The 23,325-nt window shown below is 60.9% G+C and carries 18 protein-coding genes, 1 tRNA gene and 2 pseudogenes; 16 read left to right on the top strand and 5 right to left on the bottom strand.

The annotated features are described in order from the left end of the window. Positions 1 to 61 precede the first annotated feature (61 nt). The 7 genes and pseudogenes from Mschef_RS10585 to Mschef_RS10560 all read left to right on the top strand — a co-directional run bounded on the left by Mschef_RS10585 (position 62) and on the right by Mschef_RS10560 (position 9,442). Positions 62 to 1,198 carry a metallophosphoesterase family protein gene (locus tag Mschef_RS10585; RefSeq protein ID WP_081128228.1) on the top strand — a complete coding sequence of 379 codons (1,137 nt, stop codon included), beginning with the start codon at positions 62 to 64 and terminating at the stop codon, positions 1,196 to 1,198. After that, positions 1,195 to 3,855, top strand: a complete 2,661-nt coding sequence (locus tag Mschef_RS10580; RefSeq protein WP_081128225.1) for an AAA family ATPase — start codon at positions 1,195 to 1,197, stop codon at positions 3,853 to 3,855. Before Mschef_RS10585 ends, Mschef_RS10580 begins: the two co-directional genes overlap by 4 nt. A gap of 11 nt (positions 3,856 to 3,866) precedes the next feature. Next, positions 3,867 to 6,026, top strand: a pseudogene (locus Mschef_RS10575) (BPTD_3080 family restriction endonuclease); the annotation flags it as partial. Positions 6,027 to 7,023: 997 nt separating this feature from the next. Next, positions 7,024 to 7,251, top strand: a complete 228-nt coding sequence (locus Mschef_RS10570; RefSeq protein WP_136256590.1) for a hypothetical protein — start codon at positions 7,024 to 7,026, stop codon at positions 7,249 to 7,251. Positions 7,252 to 7,304: 53 nt separating this feature from the next. Beyond that, positions 7,305 to 8,210 (top strand): zeta toxin family protein, encoded by a 906-nt coding sequence (locus tag Mschef_RS18125; RefSeq protein ID WP_197686776.1) that lies wholly within the window; start codon positions 7,305 to 7,307, stop codon positions 8,208 to 8,210. A gap of 9 nt (positions 8,211 to 8,219) precedes the next feature. Next, complete coding sequence (locus Mschef_RS17735) at positions 8,220 to 8,387, top strand: hypothetical protein (protein ID WP_168708976.1); 168 nt, start codon at positions 8,220 to 8,222, stop codon at positions 8,385 to 8,387. Between the two features lie 263 nt (positions 8,388 to 8,650). After that, the gene (locus Mschef_RS10560) at positions 8,651 to 9,442 is read left to right on the top strand and encodes a metallophosphoesterase family protein (RefSeq protein ID WP_081128216.1); all 792 of its coding nucleotides are present in this window, start codon (positions 8,651 to 8,653) and stop codon (positions 9,440 to 9,442) included. Between the two features lie 111 nt (positions 9,443 to 9,553). Here Mschef_RS10560 and Mschef_RS10555 read toward each other — a convergent pair whose 3' ends face one another. Next, on the bottom strand, positions 9,554 to 9,751 hold the full coding sequence (locus Mschef_RS10555; protein ID WP_136256589.1) for a hypothetical protein: 198 nt from the start codon (positions 9,749 to 9,751) through the stop codon (positions 9,554 to 9,556). A gap of 461 nt (positions 9,752 to 10,212) precedes the next feature. Between Mschef_RS10555 and Mschef_RS10550 the strand changes: the two genes are divergently transcribed. The 5 genes and pseudogenes from Mschef_RS10550 (at position 10,213) to Mschef_RS10535 (ending at position 17,544) form a co-directional block, all read left to right on the top strand. After that, complete coding sequence (locus Mschef_RS10550; RefSeq protein WP_081128212.1) at positions 10,213 to 13,290, top strand: AAA family ATPase; 3,078 nt, start codon at positions 10,213 to 10,215, stop codon at positions 13,288 to 13,290. Between the two features lie 280 nt (positions 13,291 to 13,570). After that, positions 13,571 to 14,572: a hypothetical protein gene (locus Mschef_RS17285; RefSeq protein WP_136256588.1), complete on the top strand. Its 1,002-nt coding sequence runs from the start codon at positions 13,571 to 13,573 to the stop codon at positions 14,570 to 14,572. A 392-nt stretch (positions 14,573 to 14,964) separates the two neighbouring features. Beyond that, on the top strand, positions 14,965 to 16,143 hold the full coding sequence (locus Mschef_RS10545; RefSeq protein WP_081128210.1) for a phospholipase D family protein: 1,179 nt from the start codon (positions 14,965 to 14,967) through the stop codon (positions 16,141 to 16,143). A 200-nt stretch (positions 16,144 to 16,343) separates the two neighbouring features. Further along, positions 16,344 to 16,562: pseudogene (locus tag Mschef_RS10540) on the top strand (IS3 family transposase); the annotation flags it as partial. Between the two features lie 178 nt (positions 16,563 to 16,740). After that, on the top strand, positions 16,741 to 17,544 hold the full coding sequence (locus Mschef_RS10535; protein ID WP_139789398.1) for a hypothetical protein: 804 nt from the start codon (positions 16,741 to 16,743) through the stop codon (positions 17,542 to 17,544). 169 nt (positions 17,545 to 17,713) lie between these two features. Here the strand turns inward: Mschef_RS10535 and Mschef_RS17730 are convergent, their stop codons facing one another. From Mschef_RS17730 to Mschef_RS10520, 4 genes are all read right to left on the bottom strand, one after another. Beyond that, positions 17,714 to 17,857 (bottom strand): hypothetical protein, encoded by a 144-nt coding sequence (locus Mschef_RS17730; protein ID WP_168708991.1) that lies wholly within the window; start codon positions 17,855 to 17,857, stop codon positions 17,714 to 17,716. A 100-nt stretch (positions 17,858 to 17,957) separates the two neighbouring features. Further along, the gene (locus tag Mschef_RS10530) at positions 17,958 to 18,941 is read right to left on the bottom strand and encodes an HD domain-containing protein (RefSeq protein WP_136256632.1); all 984 of its coding nucleotides are present in this window, start codon (positions 18,939 to 18,941) and stop codon (positions 17,958 to 17,960) included. Continuing rightward, complete coding sequence (locus Mschef_RS10525; RefSeq protein WP_081128204.1) at positions 18,938 to 20,191, bottom strand: Arm DNA-binding domain-containing protein; 1,254 nt, start codon at positions 20,189 to 20,191, stop codon at positions 18,938 to 18,940. The genes Mschef_RS10530 and Mschef_RS10525 overlap by 4 nt, the downstream gene beginning before the upstream one ends. After that, positions 20,184 to 20,420, bottom strand: coding sequence for a hypothetical protein (locus tag Mschef_RS10520; RefSeq protein WP_081128202.1), 237 nt, complete (start codon positions 20,418 to 20,420; stop codon positions 20,184 to 20,186). Before Mschef_RS10520 ends, Mschef_RS10525 begins: the two co-directional genes overlap by 8 nt. Before the next feature lie 108 nt (positions 20,421 to 20,528). Here Mschef_RS10520 and Mschef_RS10515 point away from each other — a divergent pair, with 108 nt between their 5' ends. From Mschef_RS10515 to nusA, 4 genes are all read left to right on the top strand, one after another. Next, complete coding sequence (locus tag Mschef_RS10515) at positions 20,529 to 20,774, top strand: helix-turn-helix domain-containing protein (RefSeq protein ID WP_081128200.1); 246 nt, start codon at positions 20,529 to 20,531, stop codon at positions 20,772 to 20,774. Positions 20,775 to 20,969: 195 nt separating this feature from the next. After that, positions 20,970 to 21,046: transfer RNA gene (locus tag Mschef_RS10510), tRNA-Met, on the top strand. A gap of 156 nt (positions 21,047 to 21,202) precedes the next feature. After that, a complete protein-coding gene (gene rimP / locus Mschef_RS10505) occupies positions 21,203 to 21,730 on the top strand; it encodes a ribosome maturation factor RimP (protein WP_168708965.1) in 528 nt (175 codons plus the stop codon). A 36-nt stretch (positions 21,731 to 21,766) separates the two neighbouring features. Further along, complete coding sequence (gene nusA, locus Mschef_RS10500) at positions 21,767 to 23,269, top strand: transcription termination factor NusA (RefSeq protein WP_081128196.1); 1,503 nt, start codon at positions 21,767 to 21,769, stop codon at positions 23,267 to 23,269. The last annotated feature ends 56 nt before the right edge of the window (positions 23,270 to 23,325 follow it).

Genomic DNA, 23,325 nt, shown 5'->3' with positions numbered 1-23,325 from the left:
AAAATTAGACAACGGACAGTGAGTAATAATCGCGGCCGTAGACGACAAAGGATTCCGCGTTATGCTTCGATTTCTTCATACTGCGGACTGGCAGATTGGAAGGCAGTACAGCCAGTTTCCGGCAGACGATGCCTCGCCGCTAGCCGAAGCACGAGTTACAGCGGTCGCGAACATCGCGCGCCTGGCAACCGAGCATAAGGTCGATGCAGTGTTGGTGGCGGGCGATGTGTTCGATACGCAAACGGTGGCCGATCGGACCATCCGCAAGCTGTTCAACGCGCTTGGCGGCTATGTCGGCGCCTGGTTGATGATTCCTGGCAATCACGACGCAGCCCTTAGCGAAAGCGTCTGGACACGGGCGGATCGCCTGGGTGTCATCCCTGCCAATCTGCACTTGGCGCTTGAGTCCAAAGTATTCGACTTTGCCGCGCAGGGCTTCTCCGCGCTGATGGCGCCGCTGACCCAACGGCACACCTACAACGACTTGACGGAATGGTTCGATCACGCTGAGACCCCGTCAAAACATATGCGCATTGGTATAGCCCATGGCGCTGTGCTCGGAGTCCTCGCTGACGATATCGACTCGGCCAATCCCATCGCGTCGGATCGCGCCGTGCGCGCCAAGCTCGACTATCTGGCGCTGGGTGATTGGCACGGCTGCAAGCAGATCGATAGCCGCACCTGGTACAGCGGCACACCGGAGCCGGACCGATTCAAGGATAACGGCCCAGGCTACGTGCTACTGGTGGAAATCGATGCGCCCGGATGCGAACCGCGTGTCAAACGACTGGAGACCAGCCAGTTCAACTGGCAGAGCATGGACCAGACTGTGGCGGTGGCCAGTGATGTCGATCTTGTTATTGAACGCTTGGCTGGGGCTACCGAGCGTGAAGTGTTGAACATCCGCCTTGCTGGCCAGACCGACCTGAAAGGCCAGCAGCGCCTGCATGAGGCGCTGGGTCGTGCCGAGGCCAAGGCGCGCAGCGTACAAACCGATCTGAGTGCGTTGCGCTTGATGCCGAGTGACGGCGATCTCGCGGCTCTCCATGCCGATGGCTACCTCGGGGAGGTCATTGCCGAACTGCGTGATCGTCAATCAGCGCAAGACGGCGACACTCAAGGCGAAATCGCGGGCCATGCACTCGGCATCCTCGCCGGCATCCTCGCCGAGCACCAAGCTGTTGAGAGCGCCGCATGAGGTTGCACCGGCTCCGCGTCGAACAACTGCGGCAGTTCCGGCAACCCTACGAGATTGCCGGGTTCGAGTCGGGACTGAACCTGTTCACTGGCCCGAACGAAGCAGGTAAAACCACATTGGTCCGCGCCCTGCGCGCGGCGTTCTTCGAACGCTACCGCTCGACCAGTGTGGACGATCTCCTGCCTTGGGGCGAGCCGTCCGCAGCGCCGAGCGTCGAACTAGATTTTAGTATCGGGGATATCGACTACCGGTTGCGCAAAAGTTTCCTGCACCGCAAGCGTTGTGAACTCATGGTGGGCGCGACGGAATTCGATGGCGAAGATGCCGAACAACATCTTGCCGAGCTATTTGGATTTCGCTTTGCCGGCAAGGGTGCGAGCAAGCCCGAACACTGGGGCATTCCCGGTCTGCTGTGGATTGAGCAGGGCAGTGCGCAAGACATCGCCGAGCCGATTGGCAACGCGACTGACCTGTTGCGCCAAGCGCTTGAGCACTCCACAGGCGAAGTGGCGAGCACGCGGGGCGACGAAGTCATCAATCGCGTACGAAGCGAGCGCGAGACGTTGCTGACATCCACCGGCAAGCCGCGCGGTATCTATGCTGAGGCCATCAAAGAACAGGAGGATACGTCCCGTTGGCTTGAGGAGCTGGATAAGCGCATCGCGCAGTACCGCGAGCAGGTCGATCACCTCGGGCTGCTTCGTATCGCGCAGTCGGCGGATGACGCCGAGAAACCTTGGGAAGGGCTCCGCGCACAGGAGCGGGAAGCAGCAGACCGCCTCAAGAACATCGAGCAATTGAAAGCGCAAATTGAAGGTGATCTCACTTCCCAGAAGCAATTCCACACCAGTCTTGGTCTAGTCGAGGATCAGATTACGGGGTTTGAGAATCAGGAGCGCTCGCTGAAGCAGCGCGAGGCGGATTTAGAGGCAGCAATGCAGCAGGTCCAGATTGCCGAGTCCGCTGAGGCGCGCTGGTCGGAGACACATCGAGATGCCGAAGAGACATACCAGCAAGCCAACACAGCGCTGGAATATGCCCGGCAGCAGGATCTGCGCGCCGATCTCACGCGGCGTATCGGCGATGCACAATCCCGCATTTCAGCCTTGACCGAGGCTATCGCCAAAGCCGAAACCGAGCTGGACCAACTGAGTGCGTTGCTCAAGTTGGCAGCCGAATCCGAATTGGACGAGGCCGAGCTCGACCGTCTGCGACAACAGCATGCCAAGCTGCAGGAGCTTCGTATCCGGCAGGAAGCCACTGCCACGCAGCTGCGCTTCAATCTGCTTCCGGCGGCCCAAATCAGCCTCGACGGGCAAGCTCTTGCGGGCATGGGCGAACACCTCATCACCAAAGCCGCCGAACTCGACATCGCCAACGTTGGCCGTTTGCAAATCATTCCGGGCGGTACCGATCTGGCTGAACTCGTCCGTGAGGAAGCTGAAGTGTCTGCCGCTCATCAGGTGCTGCTCCAGCGCTTGGGTCTGCCATCTCTGGCTGAGGCGGAGACCCGGTGCGCGGTCCATCAACAGGCGTTGAAAGACATCAAGCACAGCGAAAAGACCCTGCAAACCCTTGCACCTACGGGCATCGAAGGCTTGCGCGCAGAACTAGCCGCTCACACCGAACGCAAGCGGGAATCTGAAGAGCAACAAGCCGGGCTCGACCCGTTGCCAGAACGGGGCGACGGATCGATCGAGACCTTGGTGCAGGCTGATGCACGCCAAAAAGCCGCGCGCGAGCATCTCGAGCAAGTTGAACACCAAGCCAGCGAAGCGAAGCAAAGGCTCATCACTATGCAGGTCAGCCGCGACGCAGCTCTGCGCGAGCGCGATGCACAGCAAGCGCTGGTCAACGCGCCCGATCGCGCGCAGCGCCTGCAATACGCCAACAGCGAGCTTTTGCGCTTGCGCGCCGAGATCGAGGCCTTGCAACAGCGCATCGCTGCGAAGCAAAGCCATGTGAATGCCGCGCGTCCCGATCTCCTTGGGCAGGACGTCGAACGCTTCCGCCGCAGCGCTGAGCAAGCTGAGCAGAGGCACCGCGCGCGTCAATACGAGATCACCCTGTTGCAAGGCAAGCTTGAAGAAGCAGGTGCGCAAGGGCTGGAGGAAGAACGTGCTGAGCAATGCGTTCGTGCCGAGGCTGCGCAACGTCGTTACCAGGAGCTCAAGCGACGCGCCGAGGCTCTTGATCTGCTTTTGACCTTGCTCGAGGCCAAACGCAGGGAATTGATCAAGCGCCTGCAGGCTCCGCTGCGGACACACATCAACCGCTATGTGCAGATCCTGTTTCCGCAAGCCACGCTGGATATTGGCGAGGACCTCATTCCGGGTCGTCTGACCCGTCCGAATCAAGATGTCGCAGGATCTTCCGGGCTGGTCGGCGACTTGAGTTTCGGTGCGCGTGAGCAGATGGGCGTCATCACTCGCCTTGCCTATGCCGACTTGCTCCAAGAATCGGGTCGACCAACCCTCATCATCCTCGATGACGCGCTGGTGCATAGTGATGACCAACGGCTGGAACAAATGAAGCGGGTGATTTTCGATGCTGCCCAGCGCCACCAAGTACTGCTGTTCACCTGCCATCCTGGCGTCTGGCGCGATCTGGGCGTTGCGCCGCGTTTCATCACGCGCTCATCCGCAGCAGTTGCCTGATGACGTCCCTCATGACTGATCTATTCTTCGATCGTCCAATTCTCAACTCGCCCTACGCGATTCCCATGCGACATTGGGAGCTTGACGACGTGGGCCAGCCGACGCAGCACATCACCGAGAGCCGTCGCCGGGCTGAGTTCATCACGCCCATTCCAAAGCCGAGAAAGCAGAAAGGTTCCACGAAGCAGGAGTCGCTGCTGTTCGACGAGGGTCAAGGCCTTTCCACCCAGGGCCAGCAATACGACCACACCGCCATCATCAACGGCGTGCGCGCTGAGGTGGACCGATGGCGCGCCCTGACCAATCCGAACCACTGGCGCGTGTCGCCCGAGACCGCGCGGCTGTTGCAGCACTGGCGACACCACAACTTCGGTGGCGTGCGTCCCTTCTTCTGCCAGATCGAGGCCGTGGAAACCGCCATCTGGCTGACGGAAGTGGCGCCGCAGATGGGCAAGTCCGGCGAACGCTTTCTGGAACACCTGGCCAGCGCCAACCAGGAGGCCAACCCCGGCCTGATGCGCCTGGCTCTCAAGCTCGCTACTGGCGCTGGCAAGACCACGGTCATGGCCATGCTCATCGCCTGGCAAACCGTCAACGCGGTGCGCCGCCCGCAGAGCAAACGCTACACGCGCGGCTTCCTCATCGTCGCTCCGGGCCTGACCATCAAAGACCGTCTGCGGGTGCTGCAGCCGAATGACCCCGACAGCTACTACTCCAGCCGTGAGCTGGTGCCTGCCGACATGCTCCCCGACGTGGAGCGCGCCAAGATCGTCATCACCAACTACCACGCCTTCAAGCTGCGCGAGCGCATGGAACTGTCCAAGGGCGGGCGCCTGCTGCTGCAGGGCAAAGGCGGTGACGAACTCAACACTCTGGAAACCGAAGGCCAGATGCTCCAGCGCGTGATGCCCGAGCTGATGGGCATGAAAAACATCCTCGCCATCAACGACGAGGCGCATCACTGCTACCGCGAAAAACCCGGCGCGGCGCCGGATGAAGACGACCTCAAGGGCGACGACCGCAAAGAAGCCGAGCAGAACAACGAGGCCGCTCGGTTGTGGATCTCCGGCCTTGAAGCCGTGAACCGCAAGCTCGGCCTGGCGCGTGTATTCGACCTCTCGGCCACACCGTTTTTCTTGCGCGGCTCGGGCTACGCCGAAGGCACCTTGTTCCCGTGGACGCTGAGCGATTTCTCGCTGATGGACGCCATCGAGTGCGGCATCGTCAAGCTGCCGCGGGTGCCGGTGGCCGACAACATTCCCGGCGCCGAGATGCCCATGTTCCGCAACTTGTGGGAACACATCCGCGCCAAGATGCCCAAGAAAGGCCGCGGCAAGGCCGAGGGGCTGAATCCGCTTGACCTGCCCACGCAACTGCAAACTGCGCTGCAAGCACTGTATGGCCACTACGAAAAAACGTTTGAGTTGTGGGTGCAGAAAAAAGTCTCCGTGCCGCCCTGCTTCATCGTGGTGTGCAACAACACCTCGACTTCCAAGCTGGTGTACGACTACATCGCTGGTTTCCAGCAGGCGCAGAAAGACGGCGCCAGCCAGTTGGTCGAAGGCCGTCTGCCACTGTTTCGCAACCACGACGAGCACGGCAATCCGCTGGGCCGCCCGCGCACCCTGCTGATCGACAGTGAGCAGTTGGAATCTGGCGAGGGGCTGGACGACCAGTTCCGCACCCTGGCCGCCGAGGAGATCGAGCGCTTCCGCCGCGAAATGGTCGAGCGCAGCGGCGACGCTCAAGCAGGCCAGAACCTCACCGACCAGGATCTGCTGCGCGAGGTGATGAACACCGTCGGCAAGCCCGGTCGATTGGGCGACTCGATCCGCTGCGTGGTGTCGGTGTCCATGCTCACTGAAGGCTGGGACGCCAACACCGTCACCCACGTGCTCGGCGTGCGCGCCTTCGGCACGCAGTTGCTGTGTGAGCAGGTCATCGGCCGCGCCCTGCGTCGCCAGTCCTACGACCTCAACGAGGACGGTCTGTTCAACGTCGAATACGCCGACGTACTCGGCATTCCCTTCGACTTCAACGCCAAGCCCGTGGTCGCGCCGCCGCAACCGCCGCGCGAAACCGTGCAGGTCAAGGCCGTGCGCCCGGATCGCGATGCCTTTGAAATCCGCTTTCCGCGCGTGCAGGGCTATCGCGCTGAGTTACCGGAGGACCCCTATCGCTCCGAGCAGCGCGTCGCGGTCGTTCGGGTCAAGTCTTTCGATGTGTTCGCGCACATCGGCCATCAACTTTTCGCGTTGGTGCACGGACTGCGGGTCGGTTCCGTCCAGCATCTTTTGCATCAACTCTCCGAGGGTCTGCCGTGCCACCGCATCCAGCGTCATTGGGAGCGCAGGCTTGCTCTCGCCCAACGTTGCTGCCTTCAGTTTCTGGAACCATCCCGGCGCAAGCGAATGCAGGAGGGCTGCGGTCAAGTCGTCGCAGGACCGACCCGCTGCGCGTGTGGACGCGCAGGTGCGCGCGGGCAGTTCGAATGCCTCGCGCAGGTACATCCACAACACCAGACGGAGATGTTCGGCAGGTAGGGCTGTATCTAGCCACTGCTGCGAGCGGCTCCGCACGGATTCGGCAACGTCGATGTGATCGTCCGGCGCCAGCTTGGGCGCGATCTCCCATGAGTCAGCGCTGCGTATGGCCCAGTCCTTGAATTGATCAAACAGTTCGCCGATGCGGTGCCGTAGCGAGGCGTCCTCGAACAGCGCAATGCAAGTCGCCAGAAGTTCGCGATTGGCCGCGCCAAGTCCAGCCGCAATTTCAGTTGGTTGCAGCGTGGCCTGCTGGGCCAGCACTTTGCTCTCGTCTGTCATGGACGCTGCCCCAGGTCAAGCTCGCCGGTTGCAATCGTGCAAGGCCGACGCGCGCAGTTCAAGCGTTCGATCGTTTCAAGCCAATCGCAGGCTCAGACTGCATGCGCTCTGCAGCGTGACGTACACTGGCATCGCATGCATGTGGTAGGGCCATGCGGAAGTGGTGGACAGCAATACTTGGGTACTACTGCCGGCGCTGGCTGCCGGATCGACGACGACCGCGCCGTGATGCTCTGTCAATGGATCGAGGCACTGCGCACCGGAAAGGAGGAGGACTTCCGGCGGCTGATCGGGAAATTGATTGAACAGAGCGAGCGCGAGCGCGGGCGCATGGCGTTGGCCGATGATGCCGAGATTGAGCGGGCAGGGCGACTCGGCGCGCGTGTGGGTCGAGGTCCGTCGCAGCTCGGTGGCGTTGCGGGATCACGGCGGCGACACCAAGCCGGTGCCGCGCATGCGCATCAAGTGCGTGGATGATCTGGGCAAGCCGATCACGCGCGACATCGTCGCAGTGCGCTGGGTGATGACGTATGTGGCGGCGCGGTGGGACTTGCAGGCGGAGCTGCCTTGATTGAGTTTGCCAGCCTGGTGACCAAGCCTCGCCTACCACCTTGATCCGTCTCGATGGACAACTTGACCAGTGTCGCAAGCCAGTTGACCATGCGCCTGAAGCTCGCATGTCGATCCGGCACCGACGCTGGCATTACCGCTCGAAGTCCATCAAGCCGGCAGCAGTCCAGTTCACCACACGGCCGCTCATGCAGCCATCACCGAGGCTCGCGCGATGAACCAGTACTCCTGATGGTCGGGACACCGCTACCGAGTGAGGTAGAGACTAGGCTTGAGGAAGAAGCACTTGCGTACGCCAGAGCCAACAAGACGTCGATCGCACGTCGGTTGACGGACACAGCGAGATACTTGCCAGAGTCGGATCCAGTCTCCATATTCATGGCGGGATCGCCGGGTGCTGGCAAGACAGAGGCCTCGATTGAGCTGATCGACATCTTCCCCGATCGCCCCATCATCCGCATCGATCCTGACGAATTGCGGAGCGAGTTCGCAAGCTACGTCGGCAACAACGCTTGGGTGTTCCAAAAGGCGGTCTCTGTCCTTGTCGACAAGATCCACGACCTGGCGCTTGACCAGAAGCAGAGCTTCCTCCTGGACGGAACGCTGTCGAACTTCGACCGAGCGAAGAAGAACATCGAACGCTCCCTGAAGAAGCGAAGGACCGTACAGATTCTCTATGTGTACCAGGACCCGATGCTGGCTTGGGAGTTTGTTCAGGCGCGGGAGATCGCAGAAGGACGCAGGATCCGCCCTGAGCATTTCGTGGAGCAGTACTTTGCCGCCCGTGAGGTCGTGAACCGCCTCAAGAAAGAGCTCGGCAAGTCGATCAGCGTGGATCTGTTGATGAAGAACAACGACAACAGCAACCGCTTCTACAGGGCGGGTGTAGATCAGATCGACAGTCACATTCCTGAGCGCGTGACCAAGGCAGATCTTGAGCGGCGCCTGGGGCTGGCGTAGGATGATCTGATGTTCGTGATGTTCTCAAAGCGCACGCCTTCCACTTCCAGCTCGATTTCGGAATTCATCCGGAACTCGAGCTCGCGGGAGAAGAAGCGCGTCTACACGACGGTCCTGCAGAAGGCGACCGAACGGCAGAATCGTGTCGTTGCCAAGGCTGCCGCGGGCGGCCGGTAGCCTAGGCACCCACTAGGCTTTCGCTTAACACAATCTGGCCCATCGGCACGCCGAGCACCTTGACCTCCGCCGGGTCAATGACGTTTCGTGTGGATGCAGTGAGCCCTGCATTCATGTTATGGCCGGCTGGAACGGCGAAGCCGTCAGGTCGAGTCGGGCCTTGAGCAGGTAAGACGATGGTGCGCAGATTGCGGAAAGTGCGGTAGCGGCCCCCCAACCAGCCTGCAGGTTTGCTGCGCCCTTCCGTGTTTCCGGCGTCCCCCATGCCACATCGTCCGCCCGTCACGCCGAACATCCTGTTTGCCGGTGATCCGCACGGCCATTTCGAGCATTTGTTCGCGGTCGTGCGCGCGTCGCGACCGCAGGCATTGGTCCTGCTGGGCGATATCGAGGCGCCTGCGCCGCTGCAGGAACTGATGGCACCAATCGAGGCGTGGGGCACGCAGGTATGGTTCATCCATGGCAATCACGATACCGATCGCGCGCCGACCTGGGATGCGTTGCAGGACTGGCCCGAGCGCAACCTGCATGGTCGCGTGGTCGAGGTGGCCGGCGTGCGCATCGCCGGGCTGGGCGGCGTGTTCCGCGACGAGATCTGGCGTCCTGATCGGCCCGTGGAACCAAGGTTTTCTTCGTTGTCGGCCTATCTCGCGGACCTGCGGCTGCGCACGAATCCGAAGGACTGGGCCCGTACCCTGCAAAGCCTGGGCGTGATCAGGCATCACAGCAGCCTGTTCCCCGACGATTTCGATGCGCTGGTCGGGCAGGACGCCGAAGTGCTGGTCACGCATGAGGCGCCCTCATGTCATCCGCTCGGCTTTGCCGCGATCGACGAACTTGCCCGAGCCCTGGGCGTGCACACCCTGTTTCATGGTCACCACCACGACCATCTCGATTACAGCGGCCGCACCGCGGCGCTCGGCTTTCACGCTCATGGCGTGGGACTGCGCGGTGTCAGTGCGCTCGACGGCGCCGTGCTGCGGGCAGGCGAGAAGGATGCGGCGCGTGCATCGCGGTTCGGGACGAGTCTGCCAGACGCGCCGCCGGCTGACTGAAGCGACGGCACTGCGCCGCGACCCGCCAACGTACGCGCCAGCTGCTCGGCGATGGAGCGATGGGGCTGCGCGGTGCAGGGCAATGGGCAGTGGGTGGTCGCGCGCGCGGGGTCAGTCGACGCGGAACACCTGGATGTTCTCGCACGCCGGGCAGCGGTAGGAGCGCAGTCCCTCAGGCTGGATGTCTTCCGGCACCTGGAACGATGCATCCAGCGCATCCTGGGCAAGCATCTCGATGTGCTTGCCCGTGCGCGCGCAGGACTCGCAGTGCACCGGACCGTGGGGATGACGGGAAATCGTTTTGGCCATGGGGCTGATCTCGCTGTCGATCGGGCGGATGCCCGGTTCATAGGGCAACGCTACGACCAGGCGGGTTCTTGCTGCAAGCCGCATCGGCCTGCGGATGGGGTGCGGCGAATGGTCCCGCAACGTCGCACCGGCTGCGCGTGCGGGATGGATTCTCATGTGGACATTACGATTACATGGAATTTGTAAGTTGACACGACCCCGGCGATGAGCGATTTAACTGATGACGAGCGTCGGTTTGGCGCCCGTCCATACCGGGCACAGGAGAGTCTTGGTGATGGCGCGTGCGAAGGGGGCGACGCACAGCATCGCAGGGGGCAGGTCGGGTTGTGGTGACCCGCCTTCAGGCGAACGAGCCATGCGGCGCAGCAGGCGACCCGCTTGGCCTGTGGTTCCTGCGCGTTGTTCGCACGACACGCGCGTGCCCGCAGGCGCCGTTGCAGCCGGCTCAGCGACTGGATGCCATGGCTGCTGAAGATCCGGCACCGCGCCCCAAAGAACCGCCGTGCATCCTGCTCGCCGTGGCGCGCGGGATCGCGCGCGTCAATGACCATGCCGCGATCGATCTCTCGGACCTGATGCTGGCCATCCGGCACACGGTGGACGGCACCTCCGCCAACGCCAGCGCGCGTCTGCCCGCGATGGTCCTGGCGTCCGCGCGGCGCGATTGGACACTGGCCATGGCCATGGCGATGCTCAGTGCAATGTCGGTCTATGTGAATCCGTTATCCGCCGAGGCCGCGTCGTATTTGGTCAAGCTTGGGCTACGCGTCGAGAATCTGGACAACCTGCTCGAAGAGACGTTTCGGGATCAATTCCGTGTCGAATACGCACGCATGCTCGCCGCAAGCGTCGGGTTGACCAAGGACGCTGCATCCACTGATCCCGTCAAGGAACTGCCGCCGCTGACTCGGGCACAGGTGATGGACGCCGCAAAGCGCGTTCGCAGCGACCTGGAACGGGCGTTCCTCGACCCTCGAGAGCTGGTCCCGAAGATCGCGGCGGCCTTGATGGAAACACCGGCACTGCGTTCGGCGCCCAAGAAGCCCTGGGCCACTTTCTTCTTTGTGGGTCCCACGGCCACGGGCAAGAGCTTCGCCGCAGGGATCATCGCGCAGGCGCTGGCGAGAGCATCTGAACTGCCTTCATCGACACCATCCGAGGCTTCGGCGGGGCCTCAAGACGTCTGGGCCAGCACGACCTTCGATCTGTCGGCCTACACCAGCTTCAATCAGAGTTTCGGCCTGGTCGGCTTGACCCAAGGCTATGACGATGCGAGGCCCGGTGAATTGACCCAGTGGATCCGGGAGCATCCGCGTTCGGTGATCATCCTCGATCATCTGGACAAGGCGCATCCCAACACGCAGAACGTGCTGCTGGAGCTGTTCGACACCGGATTCCTGACCGATCGCTATGGCTTCTACAAGAACAATGACTTAAAACAGGAGCGCATCGCCGAGCCCGCGGTGGACGCCAGACAGTGCATTTTCATCTTCACTGCCAGCATCGATGGCGAGCTCGCACGGAACGCGGGCTTCTTCGAGCGTTATGCGCGCCAGCCGGGCCAAGGCAAGGACACGCTGCTCGATTACCTGCGCAAGCGGCGCAGCACGAGCTATAGCAGTGACAGCATGCCCGTGTACGACCCCGGGTTGCTCAGTGCGTTGGGGTCTTCCAACCTGCTGTTGTTTGCCCCGCTGGGTGAGGCCGAACTGCGCACACTCGCCAGACAGGGTCTGGGGACGCTGAAGTCGACGTACGCTGCAACCGTGGGCATTCGGCTCCACTGGGAGGCCAACACGGAGCTGCTGGTCGAAGCCAGCCTGCTCGCCCATGGCGCCGATCTTGATGCACGCAAGGTCACTGCGCGCGCGCTGCGCGACCTGTGGCTGCCCGAGCTGGATACCTACGCGCTGCGGCAGGATTTCGCGCTGCTCGCCGGCCAGTCACTGGACATCCGTTTCACGCCGGGCACCTTGGAGAAGCTGGAGCCCATCAAGGAGCGCCTGGGCATTCCGGTGCAGCCGCAGCCGGACGGGCCGGATCTGGTGCAGTGCCTCAGGCGCCGCAATCGCACCGTGGTGTTCGAGCGCACGCTTGACACCCAGGCGAGCCCATGGACCCTGACCTTGCACGACCCGCAGGTCGCGGTGCCGCAACGCGCCGAGGACTTCACCGGCGGCGGTGCGCTGGTCGTCGAGGTGCCCAGCGTCCGCTTCGGCGACGTGCAGGGCCACGTCGTGGTCAAGCAGCGCCTGCAACAAATCGTGCACCTGCTGAAGGAACCGCGGCAACTCGAGCAATGGGCCGTGGCATCCCCCAGTGGCATGGTGCTGCATGGCCCGCCCGGTACCGGCAAGACCTTGCTGGCAAAGGCGCTGGCCGGCGAAGCGGACTTGCCGTTCCTGGCTGCCAATGGCGTGGACCTGCTTGACCCGAGGTTCACCCAATCCTTGTACGAGCGCGCGCGGCACTATGCCCCGGCGCTGGTGTTCCTCGACGAGATCGATGTGCTGGGAAACCGCCAGCAGACTGCCTACACCGCCGCCATCAATGCACTGCTGAGCGCGCTCGATGGCTTCGGTGGCGGCAGCAGTCCGGTGTTTACCGTGGCCGCCACCAATTATCTGGAGCGCCTCGATCCGGCGCTGTTGCGACCGGGGCGGCTGGGCCTGCACGTGGAAGTACCGATGCTCGACCGCGAAGCCCGGCGCGGATTCATCACACGCTACCAGGCGTTGCCCGGCGGCCAGTCCCTGGACGTGGAAGCCTTGCTCGATGCCACCACCGGTCTCAGCGGCGCGGCCCTGGAGTCGGTGCGCAATGAAGCGGCTTATGCGCTGCTGCGCGAAGGTCGCGCCGAGGTGGATACGGCATTCATGCGCGAGATCATCACCACCGAGCGCTTCGGCCCGCGCAGCAGCCGCGCGTTGAGCGCGGCGGACAAACGCCTGACCGCGCTGCACGAGGCCGGCCATGCCGAGGTTTCGAGGGCCCTGTTTCCGCAGCGCCGCATCGAGCAAGTCAGCATCGTGCCGCGTCAACACATGCTGGGCTTCACCGTGTTCGATCGCGAGGACGATGGCTTCGTCAAGCACACCCGCGCGCGCGTGCTCGACGAGCTGGCCGTGATGCTCGCCGGACGCGCGGCGCAACAGCAATTGGGCGGTGATGACGGTGCCGACCCCGACAGCGGCGCCAGCAACGACATCGAGCACGCAACGCACCTGGCGCTGCGGGCCGCGGCGCAATGGGCGCTGGACCCGAATCTGCCGCCGATCGACTACACCCAGTTCGCCGCCAACGAGCGCTGGCGCGAAGACCCCGCGGTGCGTCGAGTCGCCGAGGCGCTGCTCAGCGAAGCGCAGGCGCATGCGAAGCGCGCGGTCACTACCTACCGCCAGCCCATCGAAGCCATGGCCGAACGGCTGCAGCGCGAAGAGGTGGTTTCGGGGCTCGACATGCCCTTGGGCGCGGGGAGCATGCATGCATCCGAACAGGAACAGGCGACTTCGAGCCAAGACAACACGAGGCGATTGTGAAGACCGTGTCATCCAATCAGAAGCCATTGAGGAGATGCCCAATCGGCATAGAGCCTGGTGCCAATACTTGGTGTGATCCGAGAGGCGCGAGCTTCAGCCTCGAGGTATGTGTTGTTTGTACAGTGATAGATCTCTATCGGAGATCGACTGGATTTACAAAAGCTGCTTAAAAGTTGACCAGCGTCAAGCCGATGGGCAGCCATTTACTGCAAATGGAACCGATGGAGCTTTGGGGTAGTTCAACGGCGTATTAACTAGGTGCAAAAAAGGAGCGCATGCCATGAGCAAGAGCCAATCGCAAAATCCAAGTACTGGGAAAATTGCATTTTTTGTCGTGTTATATTTGATCATTGCGTTTGTTGGTATTGGGTGGATGGCGAATCACGACTATTTTGTCGGCGATCAATTTGAACAGGTCGGCGTGGTCGTACAAGCCACACTTGGCGTCGCAGCAATTCTTCTAGTCTCCATGCTGCTATACCGCATTGCCAAAAGTTCAGACCATACTTTTCAAAAGCAGCGCGAACTAGCTCAACAGCAACGCCGTGATGATCAGATCGATTTCATTGAAAAGCATCTTCAGGAGGCTCTCCAGCCATATACGAGAATCGTTAATGCAGTTCGATACATTCTGATTGGCATCCTGGCGGCACCGGCGCGTAGTTGCGATAATATTCAACCGTCAGATCGGCTCGATCGAATTGATTTGACATTCGACCGAATATTTGCAGGTGGGATGCAATCTCCGATAGTTGAGGCATTTCTCGCTTGGAAATCGAGCTGGCCGGCACAGGCGCTTTTATCAGGAGGAGAGCGCAAAAATCGTGCCGACAAGCTGCATCGGCTTTGCGATCAATTAATGTTAGTTGTGATGAGGTATTCAGAAATAACTGATGCATTCAGACAGCCTGATATACATGATGAACAAAGAGTGCTTTTTTTTGATCTGTTATTCAATGCACCGCAAAACGCACTCGGGCGGTTCACGCAGATTGTGGGCATGGCAGACACAGCAGCGAATACTTCAGGCGACAAATATGTTCCATTCAAGTTGAACGAATTGGATGAAATTTTGCCTAATCTTGATGACATCAGAGAATATATAAAAATTCTATTGACGGATTTTTCAGAAACGGGCGCTTCAGATATTTCTGCTGAATCATTTAATAGGTATCCGACATATATGGTCCTCGAAAAGTCATCTGAAAAAGTCGGACGTAACGGAAGAATTGATTGGTGGGGCGCCGGAAATATTCAGGATGGCCTCAAACTCACTACCTGATTAGCTACGCGAAGGTGCACTACAAGGACTTGGCGAAGAATAGTGCACGAATGACGATTCTGTTCACGCTGGTGAATCTGTGGATGGCGCGCAGGACGTTGTTGGAAGCAACGTTGGGATCATGCGTCCGCAGTGGCCCAAGGTGCCACTGCGGCGCGGAATGCTACGTGCTTGGGCAAGAATGGCATGCGTTTTGGCGCGTGATGTGCTTAATCGCGCGCAATGGTTGTAAAGGGGCGATTAATTTGATGATCCAAAGAACCGAAGGGGGATGCCTATGAAATTAAAATTCGCTGTGTTTGGACCGTCTGATATTCTGCGTACGGGCGGTCTAATCTACAACTCAGCAGCGGCAAAGGTTATCATTTCAGCAGAATTAAACTGAGGCGAGCATGAATGTCGAGTTGTTGGTGAATTCAGTTGGTCATGAACACGCTGATGTCGTGATTGATTTACTGAAAAGAGCTGATCGCATGCATTGCATGGTTGCCTTTGCAAAGAAATCAGCGCCATACATGCTGGATACGTTGAAAGATCGGCTCAAGAAGGGACTCATAGCTAGGATGGCTATCGGCCTCGATTTTCATTTGACCGAACCCAAATTGCTCCGCGAACTTTTTGAATTGGGGCTGCACTACAAAGATTTCGAATTATTCCTAAACGACACCGTTGAAACATTTCATCCGAAGATCTACGCGTTTGAGGGCAAAAAATGGAAGGTAGTTCTTATTGGCTCAGCCAATCTTACCAATGGCGGATTTTCCTTGAACTATGAGGCATCTGCTTTGATCAACGATGTGAATGGCTCTGTAACGAATTCGATAAAAGATTACTTCGATGAACTCGTTAATGAAAAGGTCCTTATCAAAGCCAAAGCTGGACGTATCGACGAGTATGAGCGCGAATACGGTGTCAATGATTTTTTAAGGAACACACAGAAACCCCGTGCCGACAAGTTGTTAAGAGACATGAAAAAGAGCCGTTATGGGCTGCTGGGCGAAATGCTGAAAGTAATGAAAGATGACGAATCCGATGAGGGGTTCCTTGCAAACCAAATTCGAAGGAATAAAGATCTATTCGATGTTGCGCAGGAGTTGAGGGGCCTGGCTTCAGGAGAAATAACAGAGAAAAATTTCTTGCAACGCTACGAAGCATTGATCCGTCACTTCCATTCCAGCGGATTGGATCGAGGAAAGACCAAAGTTGCCAATCATGCCAAACTCTTTTTGGTTGCTATTGCTGAGGTCATGGCAAAGAGAAGTTCATCTCCAATAGAGGCTTTCAATGTTCTACACAAGCATTTCCAGGAAATTCCGGGCGCCGGCATCAATCTATTAACCGAAATTCTGCATGCCATTGACAACTCAGCATTTGCCGTAATGAACCAGAATGCCGTATCCGGGATGCAGCGTGCTGGAATATACGACTACCCATCGCATCCGAGCAAAAAAAACGTCAATGGTGATGCTTATGCGCGATACTGCCAACAGGCCCATGGCATACGCAATGAGTTGGGTTTGGAGAACTTCACGGAGCTTGATGCACTCTTCAACTATGCCTATTGGAGATGAGCTGTGCCCAACCTTGAGGTCAATCCACACCAATCCTTGCGCAGGTCGCAAATTGTCGTCGGAGCCAGATGGCCAGCACGTACAGCTAGCAGGAGTTCCCACGATTTCGTGGACACTTTCGGCCAAGGTGGCGAAGCAGCAAGCATCGCGATGCTCGATTGATGCACGAGAACAATCTGCGCGCCAAGGGCGGCTATGGCCTGCGGCCCAGCATGAGCCGGCGAGGAAACTGCTGGGGCAACGCCGTGGCAGAGTCCTTGTTCTCGAGCCTGAAGAAGGAGCGCGTCAAGAAGCGCATTTACAACACGCGCAAGCAAGCCACCGACGACATCGGCGACTATATCGAGAACTTCTACAATCGGACGCGTCGGCATCAGCATCTGGCTGGCGTCTGTCCCGAGCAGTTCGAGGCAGCGGCACAGTTGTTGATATTTAGGTGTCCACGGGATCCTGGGAACTCCAATTTGCGATCCACGAAAGATAATCCGATGAGCAGCCGAGCTTCGCGATTTTGAGCATCATTGGTGTTAACGACGGATCAGTTTTCAACCAGCGCCAACATTACGGCTAAAGTCGGCCACGAGAGACAGACGACCCATGACCTCTTCGCGCAGGGCTGACTCAAAACTGGCCCGCTCGCTGAGCATGTTGGCGCACCTTCCTGCGGCGCCTCGCAAGATCACGGCGCCGGAGCTCTGCAAGCGCCTTGCTGCCGACGGGATCGAAGTCGGGCTGCGCACGGTCCAGCGCGACTTGCATCAGCTCGCGGCGACTGTCGAGATCACGTGCGATGACGCCAAGCCTGCGGGGTGGAGCTGGGCGGCCGGCAGCCGCATGCTGGAGCTGCCCGGCATGGAGGTCGAGACAGCGCTCACCCTGCAGCTGGCACGGAAGTTCCTCGCGCCCTTGCTGCCCCGCGCGGCGTTGCAGCGGCTCGAACCGCAGATGCAGCACGCCGGTCAGGTGCTCACGCGTGTTACGACCCGCGTTAATTTCGGGCCACTGACCCGACCTATCCGAAGGCGAACAAGGTGGGGTGTCCCTCGGTCATTTGAGCGGTACCCGGACCCAAGGCAATGCGGGACGCCAGGGTGCGCAACGGGTATCGAGGACGCCAGGAACAACGCTGCCAGTGGTGTGCGCTGGCGGCGTGTACGGTCGGTGAAGGGACTGGCTTCAGAAGGGTGGATCGGCTGCGGTTTCGGTGTTGTCGGGCTCGATCAAGCAGTCGCTGTACAGGTCTTCGTAGAAGCGATGGATCTGATCGCCGTAGTGGGCCTCGAAGAGGTCCAGGACGTGATGGATGAAGTCGTGGATCTGCACGACGGCATCGTCGCTGAGTCGAGGCATCGGGAAGTCGCCGGCCGTGAGGGTGTCAGGGTCGACCGCGTTGGGATTTGAGTTCATTGTGTTGGCGCCGACGTCGATTTGAGCCACATGCCGATCGGCGACTGAGCCATCGCAAACGAGTTGCGCACGGCGCCAGGCTTGAATTTCTGCGCGTTCCAACCGGCTCACCGCAAACCCGGCGCATGGCTCAAATCGGCGTCGGCGCACACACCTGTGTTGTCTACTTGTCTGCGCGGGACTTGCCACGCGCACGGCGTTTCCTGCGGGCGCGAGGACCCATCAGGCGTTCCGCGAGCAGGCCGGACCACAGGGCAACCAACGGAAAGACAAACAGGGCGACGAGGGCGATCAGATTGGTTTTCATGTGTGGACCCCTGGAATGGACGCGTGCGCCGCGTCATGAGCGATGCATCGAGCGATCACCTCGCGGCGACCGCCGCGATGAGCATGTTCGCGCGCATCCGCTACCCCGCCGCTCTGAGGGCAGGGTGCAGCGGTGCTATCGGAGCAGGGCGCCGGTGGGACGGTTCGCCGGCGTGGGCGCGACGGCTCCCTTCCAGCAGGTAGTCGAGGTCCCTTCGGTTGTGGCTGGCGGCGCTGAGCTGGTCGAGCTTCTCGACGATCTCGGCGACGACATGGCTGGGGGTCGTGCGTGTTTTTCCCGGCGCGGCCAAGTAACTGAAGAGGTGTCGCAGCGCGGTGGCGAGGGCGAGGTCGCGTTGTTCCAGCCAGCGAAGATGCGGCGCCAGCAATTCGATCGTGGCGAACTCGTGGGGGACAACCCGCGCATAGTGCGGCCGCCGCAGTTCACCCACGGTTTTGAGCTTGCCGAGGTCGTGCAGCAGATAGCCCAGCTGGGCAAGACAAGGCGACCAGGCGTCGTGTGGAATGATTCGGCGCGTGAGCTCGGCGGCCAGGTCCAGCATCTCCGTGCTGTGCATCAACAGCCCGCCGACATCGGCGTGATGATGGTTGACGCTGGCGCGGCAGCGCAGAAAGGGCAGACCGATGGCGGGATCGAGCAGCACGCTGCGCAGGAAGCCGCTGAGGGGATCGGGCAGCCCTTGCTCCATTTGACTCAACCGCTCGAGCCCGGGGAGCGCGATGTCCGGGCAGCGCCGCCGGGGCAGGAGTGCCGTGGCACTGGAAACCTGCGCCCCATCCAGCAATGCCAGCGTCCGCACCTTGAGTTGGGCATGGTTCTGGAAGACCTGCACGAGTCCCGTGACCGCGACCGGTGCGGGTGTGGCGGGGCACACAAGATGGGGCCGGGATTCCGGCCAGACAAAGCCGATGATCCGGCCCGTGGCATCCTCCAGTGTCAGCTGCAGGCACGACTGGCCGCTGTGGCCGACGTGGTCGCCCACGCCCGTCAGCAGGTACAGACCGGTGCCGGTCATACCGGCCTGGCCGGATAGCGAGACAATGGACCCCAGGGCTTCGCTCATGGGCGGATCTCCATGGACGCACGCGCCAGTCCGTCCACAGTCGAGACCGGCAAAGCGTTGGGGTGGTCGATCACGCTGGACACCAGCGAGTTGAATGCGGAGCCATCGGTACGCGTCAGGTTGGGGATGAACCGCGAGTAGGTCTTGAACAACATCGCGGTGTTGACATGCCCCAGCTGACGGGCGACCCACTCGGGGTTTTCGCCGGCGGCCAGCCAGAGCGTGGCGCAGGTGTGGCGCGTCTGGTACGGACGGCGGGCGGCGAGGCCAAGATGGCGGAGCAGGGGATACCAGACCCGGTTGGTGAAGTTGTCGTTGTCCAGCGGCGAGCCGTTGGCGGTGCAGAAGACGAAAGCCTGCTCTCCGGTGCGCTGGCGCTGGGCGAGCAGGGCCTCGTGGACCGGCTCGCTCATCGCGATCTCGCGCTGCGAGCCGTCGGTCTTGGTGTCTTCGATGTTGCCGCGCACGAAGGTCTTGCGCACGAGGATCTGGCGGCGCTCGAAGTCGACGTACCGCCACTGCAGGCCGTGGATCTCGCCGGTGCGCATGCCGGTGAGGAAGCGCACGATCATGTAGAGCCGGTAGTCGGCGCGGACCGTGTGGATGATCAGGCGGGTCTCGGCAAACGAGAAAGGCAGGATGTCGATCCGGCGCTGCTTGAGCCGCTTGATGCGCTCGGTGGGGTTGGTGAAGCCGTACTGCTCGCCGGCGTCGGCCAGGGCCTGATGGAGCAGCTGGATGATGCGGTTGATGGTTTTGGCGCTGAGGGTCTCGTTGCCGCCGCGGCCCTTGCGCTTGGCGATCTCCACACGCATCTGGAGGATGTGGGTCTTGGTGATCTCCGCGACGGGGATGTCGCCCAGATGGGGCGTGAGGTGGCAGTCGATGGTTGAGCGGACGGTGCCGGCATGGGACTTGCGCCAGCTGGGCAGCGACAGGGTGAACCAATCCTCGATGAAGGTGCGGAAGAGCGGGGTGGCTGGAGCAATCCTGGCCGCTGCTGGCAGCGCCTGAGCGACAGCCTGCGATGTTCCCTTGTCGGCGAACTTCTCGACCAGCGCGCTGCCGGGGAAGAAGTCGGCGTACTGGAACGTGCCGGTGACGATGGCCTGCTCGATCTGGTCGAGGACCTTCTGCATGCGCTTCCGGTTGGAGGGAGTGTCCCGGAGCTTGGTGTACTCGCGGCAACGTACGCCCCGGTAGCGGAAGTCGAAGAACAGAGTTCCGAGATGGTTGCGAACACTAGACATTGCAGACCCCGCCATTTGCCATGGGGATCGCCGCTTCCGGTAGGCGGCTTCCGGAAGCCATGTCCGTCTCGATCGACTCCCAGATGTACAGGATCTTCCTGCCGCCGAAGGGGCGGATATAGTGTCTGCCCTCCAGTAAGACGGAGTCCTTCAGCCGCTCCCGGATCGTCCGTGCGTCGTACTTGATCAGCTCAGCAAGCTCGTCAGTTGTAAGATACGTTTGCTTCATTTCTGACCTCCGTATGCATTGCGGTGCAATCGCAATGTGATCCGAATATATCACACAGTTTACTCAAAGTAAAGTATATGATTCACTCGCGATCAAGTGGGAGGGCGCGTGATCCGATTCCTGTTCAACCAACTGCTTGACGAGAAGAGCTTTCGTGAGCGTAGACGGATCACGATCAGCGATGTCTGTGAGGAGACCGGCCTGTCGCGGCCAACTGTCTCGCGAATCGCCAACGTCCCCGGCTATGTGACCAGTACCGACACCATCGAGCGATTGTGCCGTTACTTTCGATGCACGCCGGGGGCTCTACTGGTCTTGGTCGACGAGGAGCCCGACGGTCAGGCGTCAAAGTGAGTTGGGCTATGGGTGGGCTAGCGTTGGGCTACAGGTGGGCCACACCCACTCCATTGACTGCAGCGCGATTGCGAAGACGTCGGTGTTCAGGGCTGGTGCAAGCCGTGGGGTCGGTCCGCAGGCACCCTATCCATCAGGATTTCCGCGAAAAGTGTTGCGTCTGCTCGCCGCCGTCCTTACAATTGCTGACTCTGTTGCGGGGTGGAGCAGTCTGGCAGCTCGTCGGGCTCATAACCCGAAGGTCGCAGGTTCAAATCCTGCCCCCGCTACCAGACTTTCTGAACAAGAAAGCCTCCTCGTGAGGCTTTTTTGTTGGCCGCAGGAGTGGCGCCGTCAAGGCGGCGTCTGGGCAGGGCGGTCACGCCCTTTTTTTGTTTCTGCAGGACGGAGATTTGGACGCGCGCGCACTGGCGGAACGCATCGGGCCCATGTTGGCCGGCATCGGTCTCGAATGTCTCGGGATCGAGTGGGTGACGCATGGTCACGGTGGCACGCTGCGCGTATACATCGAGGCTGCAGATCGCGAGGTTGATGTCGACGATTGCGCCGCGGCCAGCCGCACGCTGTCCACTTGGCTTGATGTCGAGGATCCGGTTCCTGGCCAGTACACGCTCGAGGTTTCCTCGCCGGGCCTCGACCGGCCGCTGTTCACGGCCGCGCATTTCGCGCGTCTGCTCGGCGCCGAGGTGCGCGTCACGCTCAAACTGCCGCAGCATGGACGCCGTCGCCTGCGTGGGCGCGTGCAGGCGGTTGATGGCCAGCTGATCACTGTGAATGTCGACACCGTGCCATTCACCTTCACCATCGATGCTTTTGAAAGCGCGCGTCTGATCCCCGATTGGGTGGCGCTGGGTTATGCGCCGCAGCCCAAACAGGGCGTGATCGAGGGCAACAGTAAACCGGCACCGCGTGGCAAACGCGCCACACGCAAGCTTGAAACCCCTCCAGTTAGCTAATGATCCGAACGGGCACCTGCCCGCGGGAGTAGAAAAATGAGCAAAGAACTGATGCTGGTCGTCGACGCGGTTGCCAACGAGAAAGGTGTCGCGCGCGAAATCATTTTCGAGGCACTGGAAGCGGCGTTGGCCTCGGCAGCCAAGAAACGCTACCCCGATCAGGATGTCGCCATCCGTGTCAGCATCGACCGCGACAGTGGTGAGTACTCGTCCTTCCGCCGCTGGGAAGTCGTGGCCGACGATGTGGTCATGGAGTCACCCGAGCGCATGACGCGTCTGATGGATGCGATCGAGGAACGCGCCGACATCCAGGTTGGCGAATTCATCGAGGAACCCATCGACAATCCCGAGTTCGGGCGCATCGCCGCGCAGGCGGCCAAGCAGGTCATCGTGCAGCGCGTGCGCGAGGCCGAGCGCGAGTTGGTGCTGGATGCCTACCGCGATCGCGTCGGCGAGCTGCTGACGGGCGTGGTCAAGCGCGTCGAGCGCGGCAGCATTTATCTGGACCTGGGCGGCAATGTCGAGGCCTTTATCCCACGCGAACGCGCCATTCCGCGCGAAACTGTGCGCGTCGGCGATCGTTTGCGCGGCTATCTGCAGGAGATTCGCGCCGAGGTGCGCGGGCCGCAATTGTTCATCTCGCGCACCGCACCCGAATTCATGATCGCGCTGTTCAAGCTGGAAGTGCCCGAGGTGGGCCAGGGCCTGGTCGAGATCAAGGCCTGCGCGCGCGATCCTGGCGATCGCGCCAAGATTGCGGTGTTGGCCCACGACCATCGAACCGATCCCATTGGCGCCTGCATCGGCATGCGCGGTTCGCGCGTTCAGGCGGTCGCCAACGAGCTCAACGGTGAGCGTGTCGACATCGTGCTGTGGAACGACAACCCCGCGCAATTCGTGATCAACGCCATGGCGCCGGCGCAGGTCGAGTCAATCATCGTCGATGAAGACAAGCACTCGATGGATATCGCCGTACCCGAAGGCGAGTTGTCCAAGGCCATCGGTCGCGGCGGTCAGAACGTCAAGCTCGCCAGCAAGCTTACCGGCTGGCAGCTCAACGTGATGACCCAGGCGCAGGTGCAGGCCAAGAGCGAGGATGAGCAAAAAGCCGCGCTCGCTCTGTTCATGGACAAGCTCGAGGTGGACACTGAAATCGCGCAGATCCTGGTGCAGGAGGGCTTTTCAACGGTCGAGGAAATTGCGTACGTGCCGACCGCCGAGTTGCTGGCTGTGGAAGGCTTCGATGAAGATATCGTCGAGGAGTTGCGTGCGCGTGCCCGCGATGCGTTGCTGACCGAGGCACTGGTCGCTGAGGAAAGCGGCGGCGACTCCGGTGCCGAAAGCCTGGATGCCCTGGACGGCATGGACTCCGAGTTGCTTGCGGTGCTCGGCGAGCGCGGCATCAATACGCTGGAAGATCTCGGCGATCTCGCCGTGATCGATCTGATGGATATCGAAGGCATGGACGAGTCGCGCGCGGCGGCGCTGATCATGGCCGCACGTGCGCCGATGATCGAGAAAATGGAGCAGGGCGGCTGAGGCCCGGACATGTTCAGCGCACGCTCCCGCGCCTCGTCGCGCGGCTCGAAACCTGC

Source organism: Metallibacterium scheffleri, from assembly GCF_002077135.1.
GTDB lineage: Bacteria > Pseudomonadota > Gammaproteobacteria > Xanthomonadales > Rhodanobacteraceae > Metallibacterium > Metallibacterium scheffleri.
Note: the sequence above shows the minus strand (reverse complement) of the source record. Positions and strands in the feature narration are given on the sequence as shown.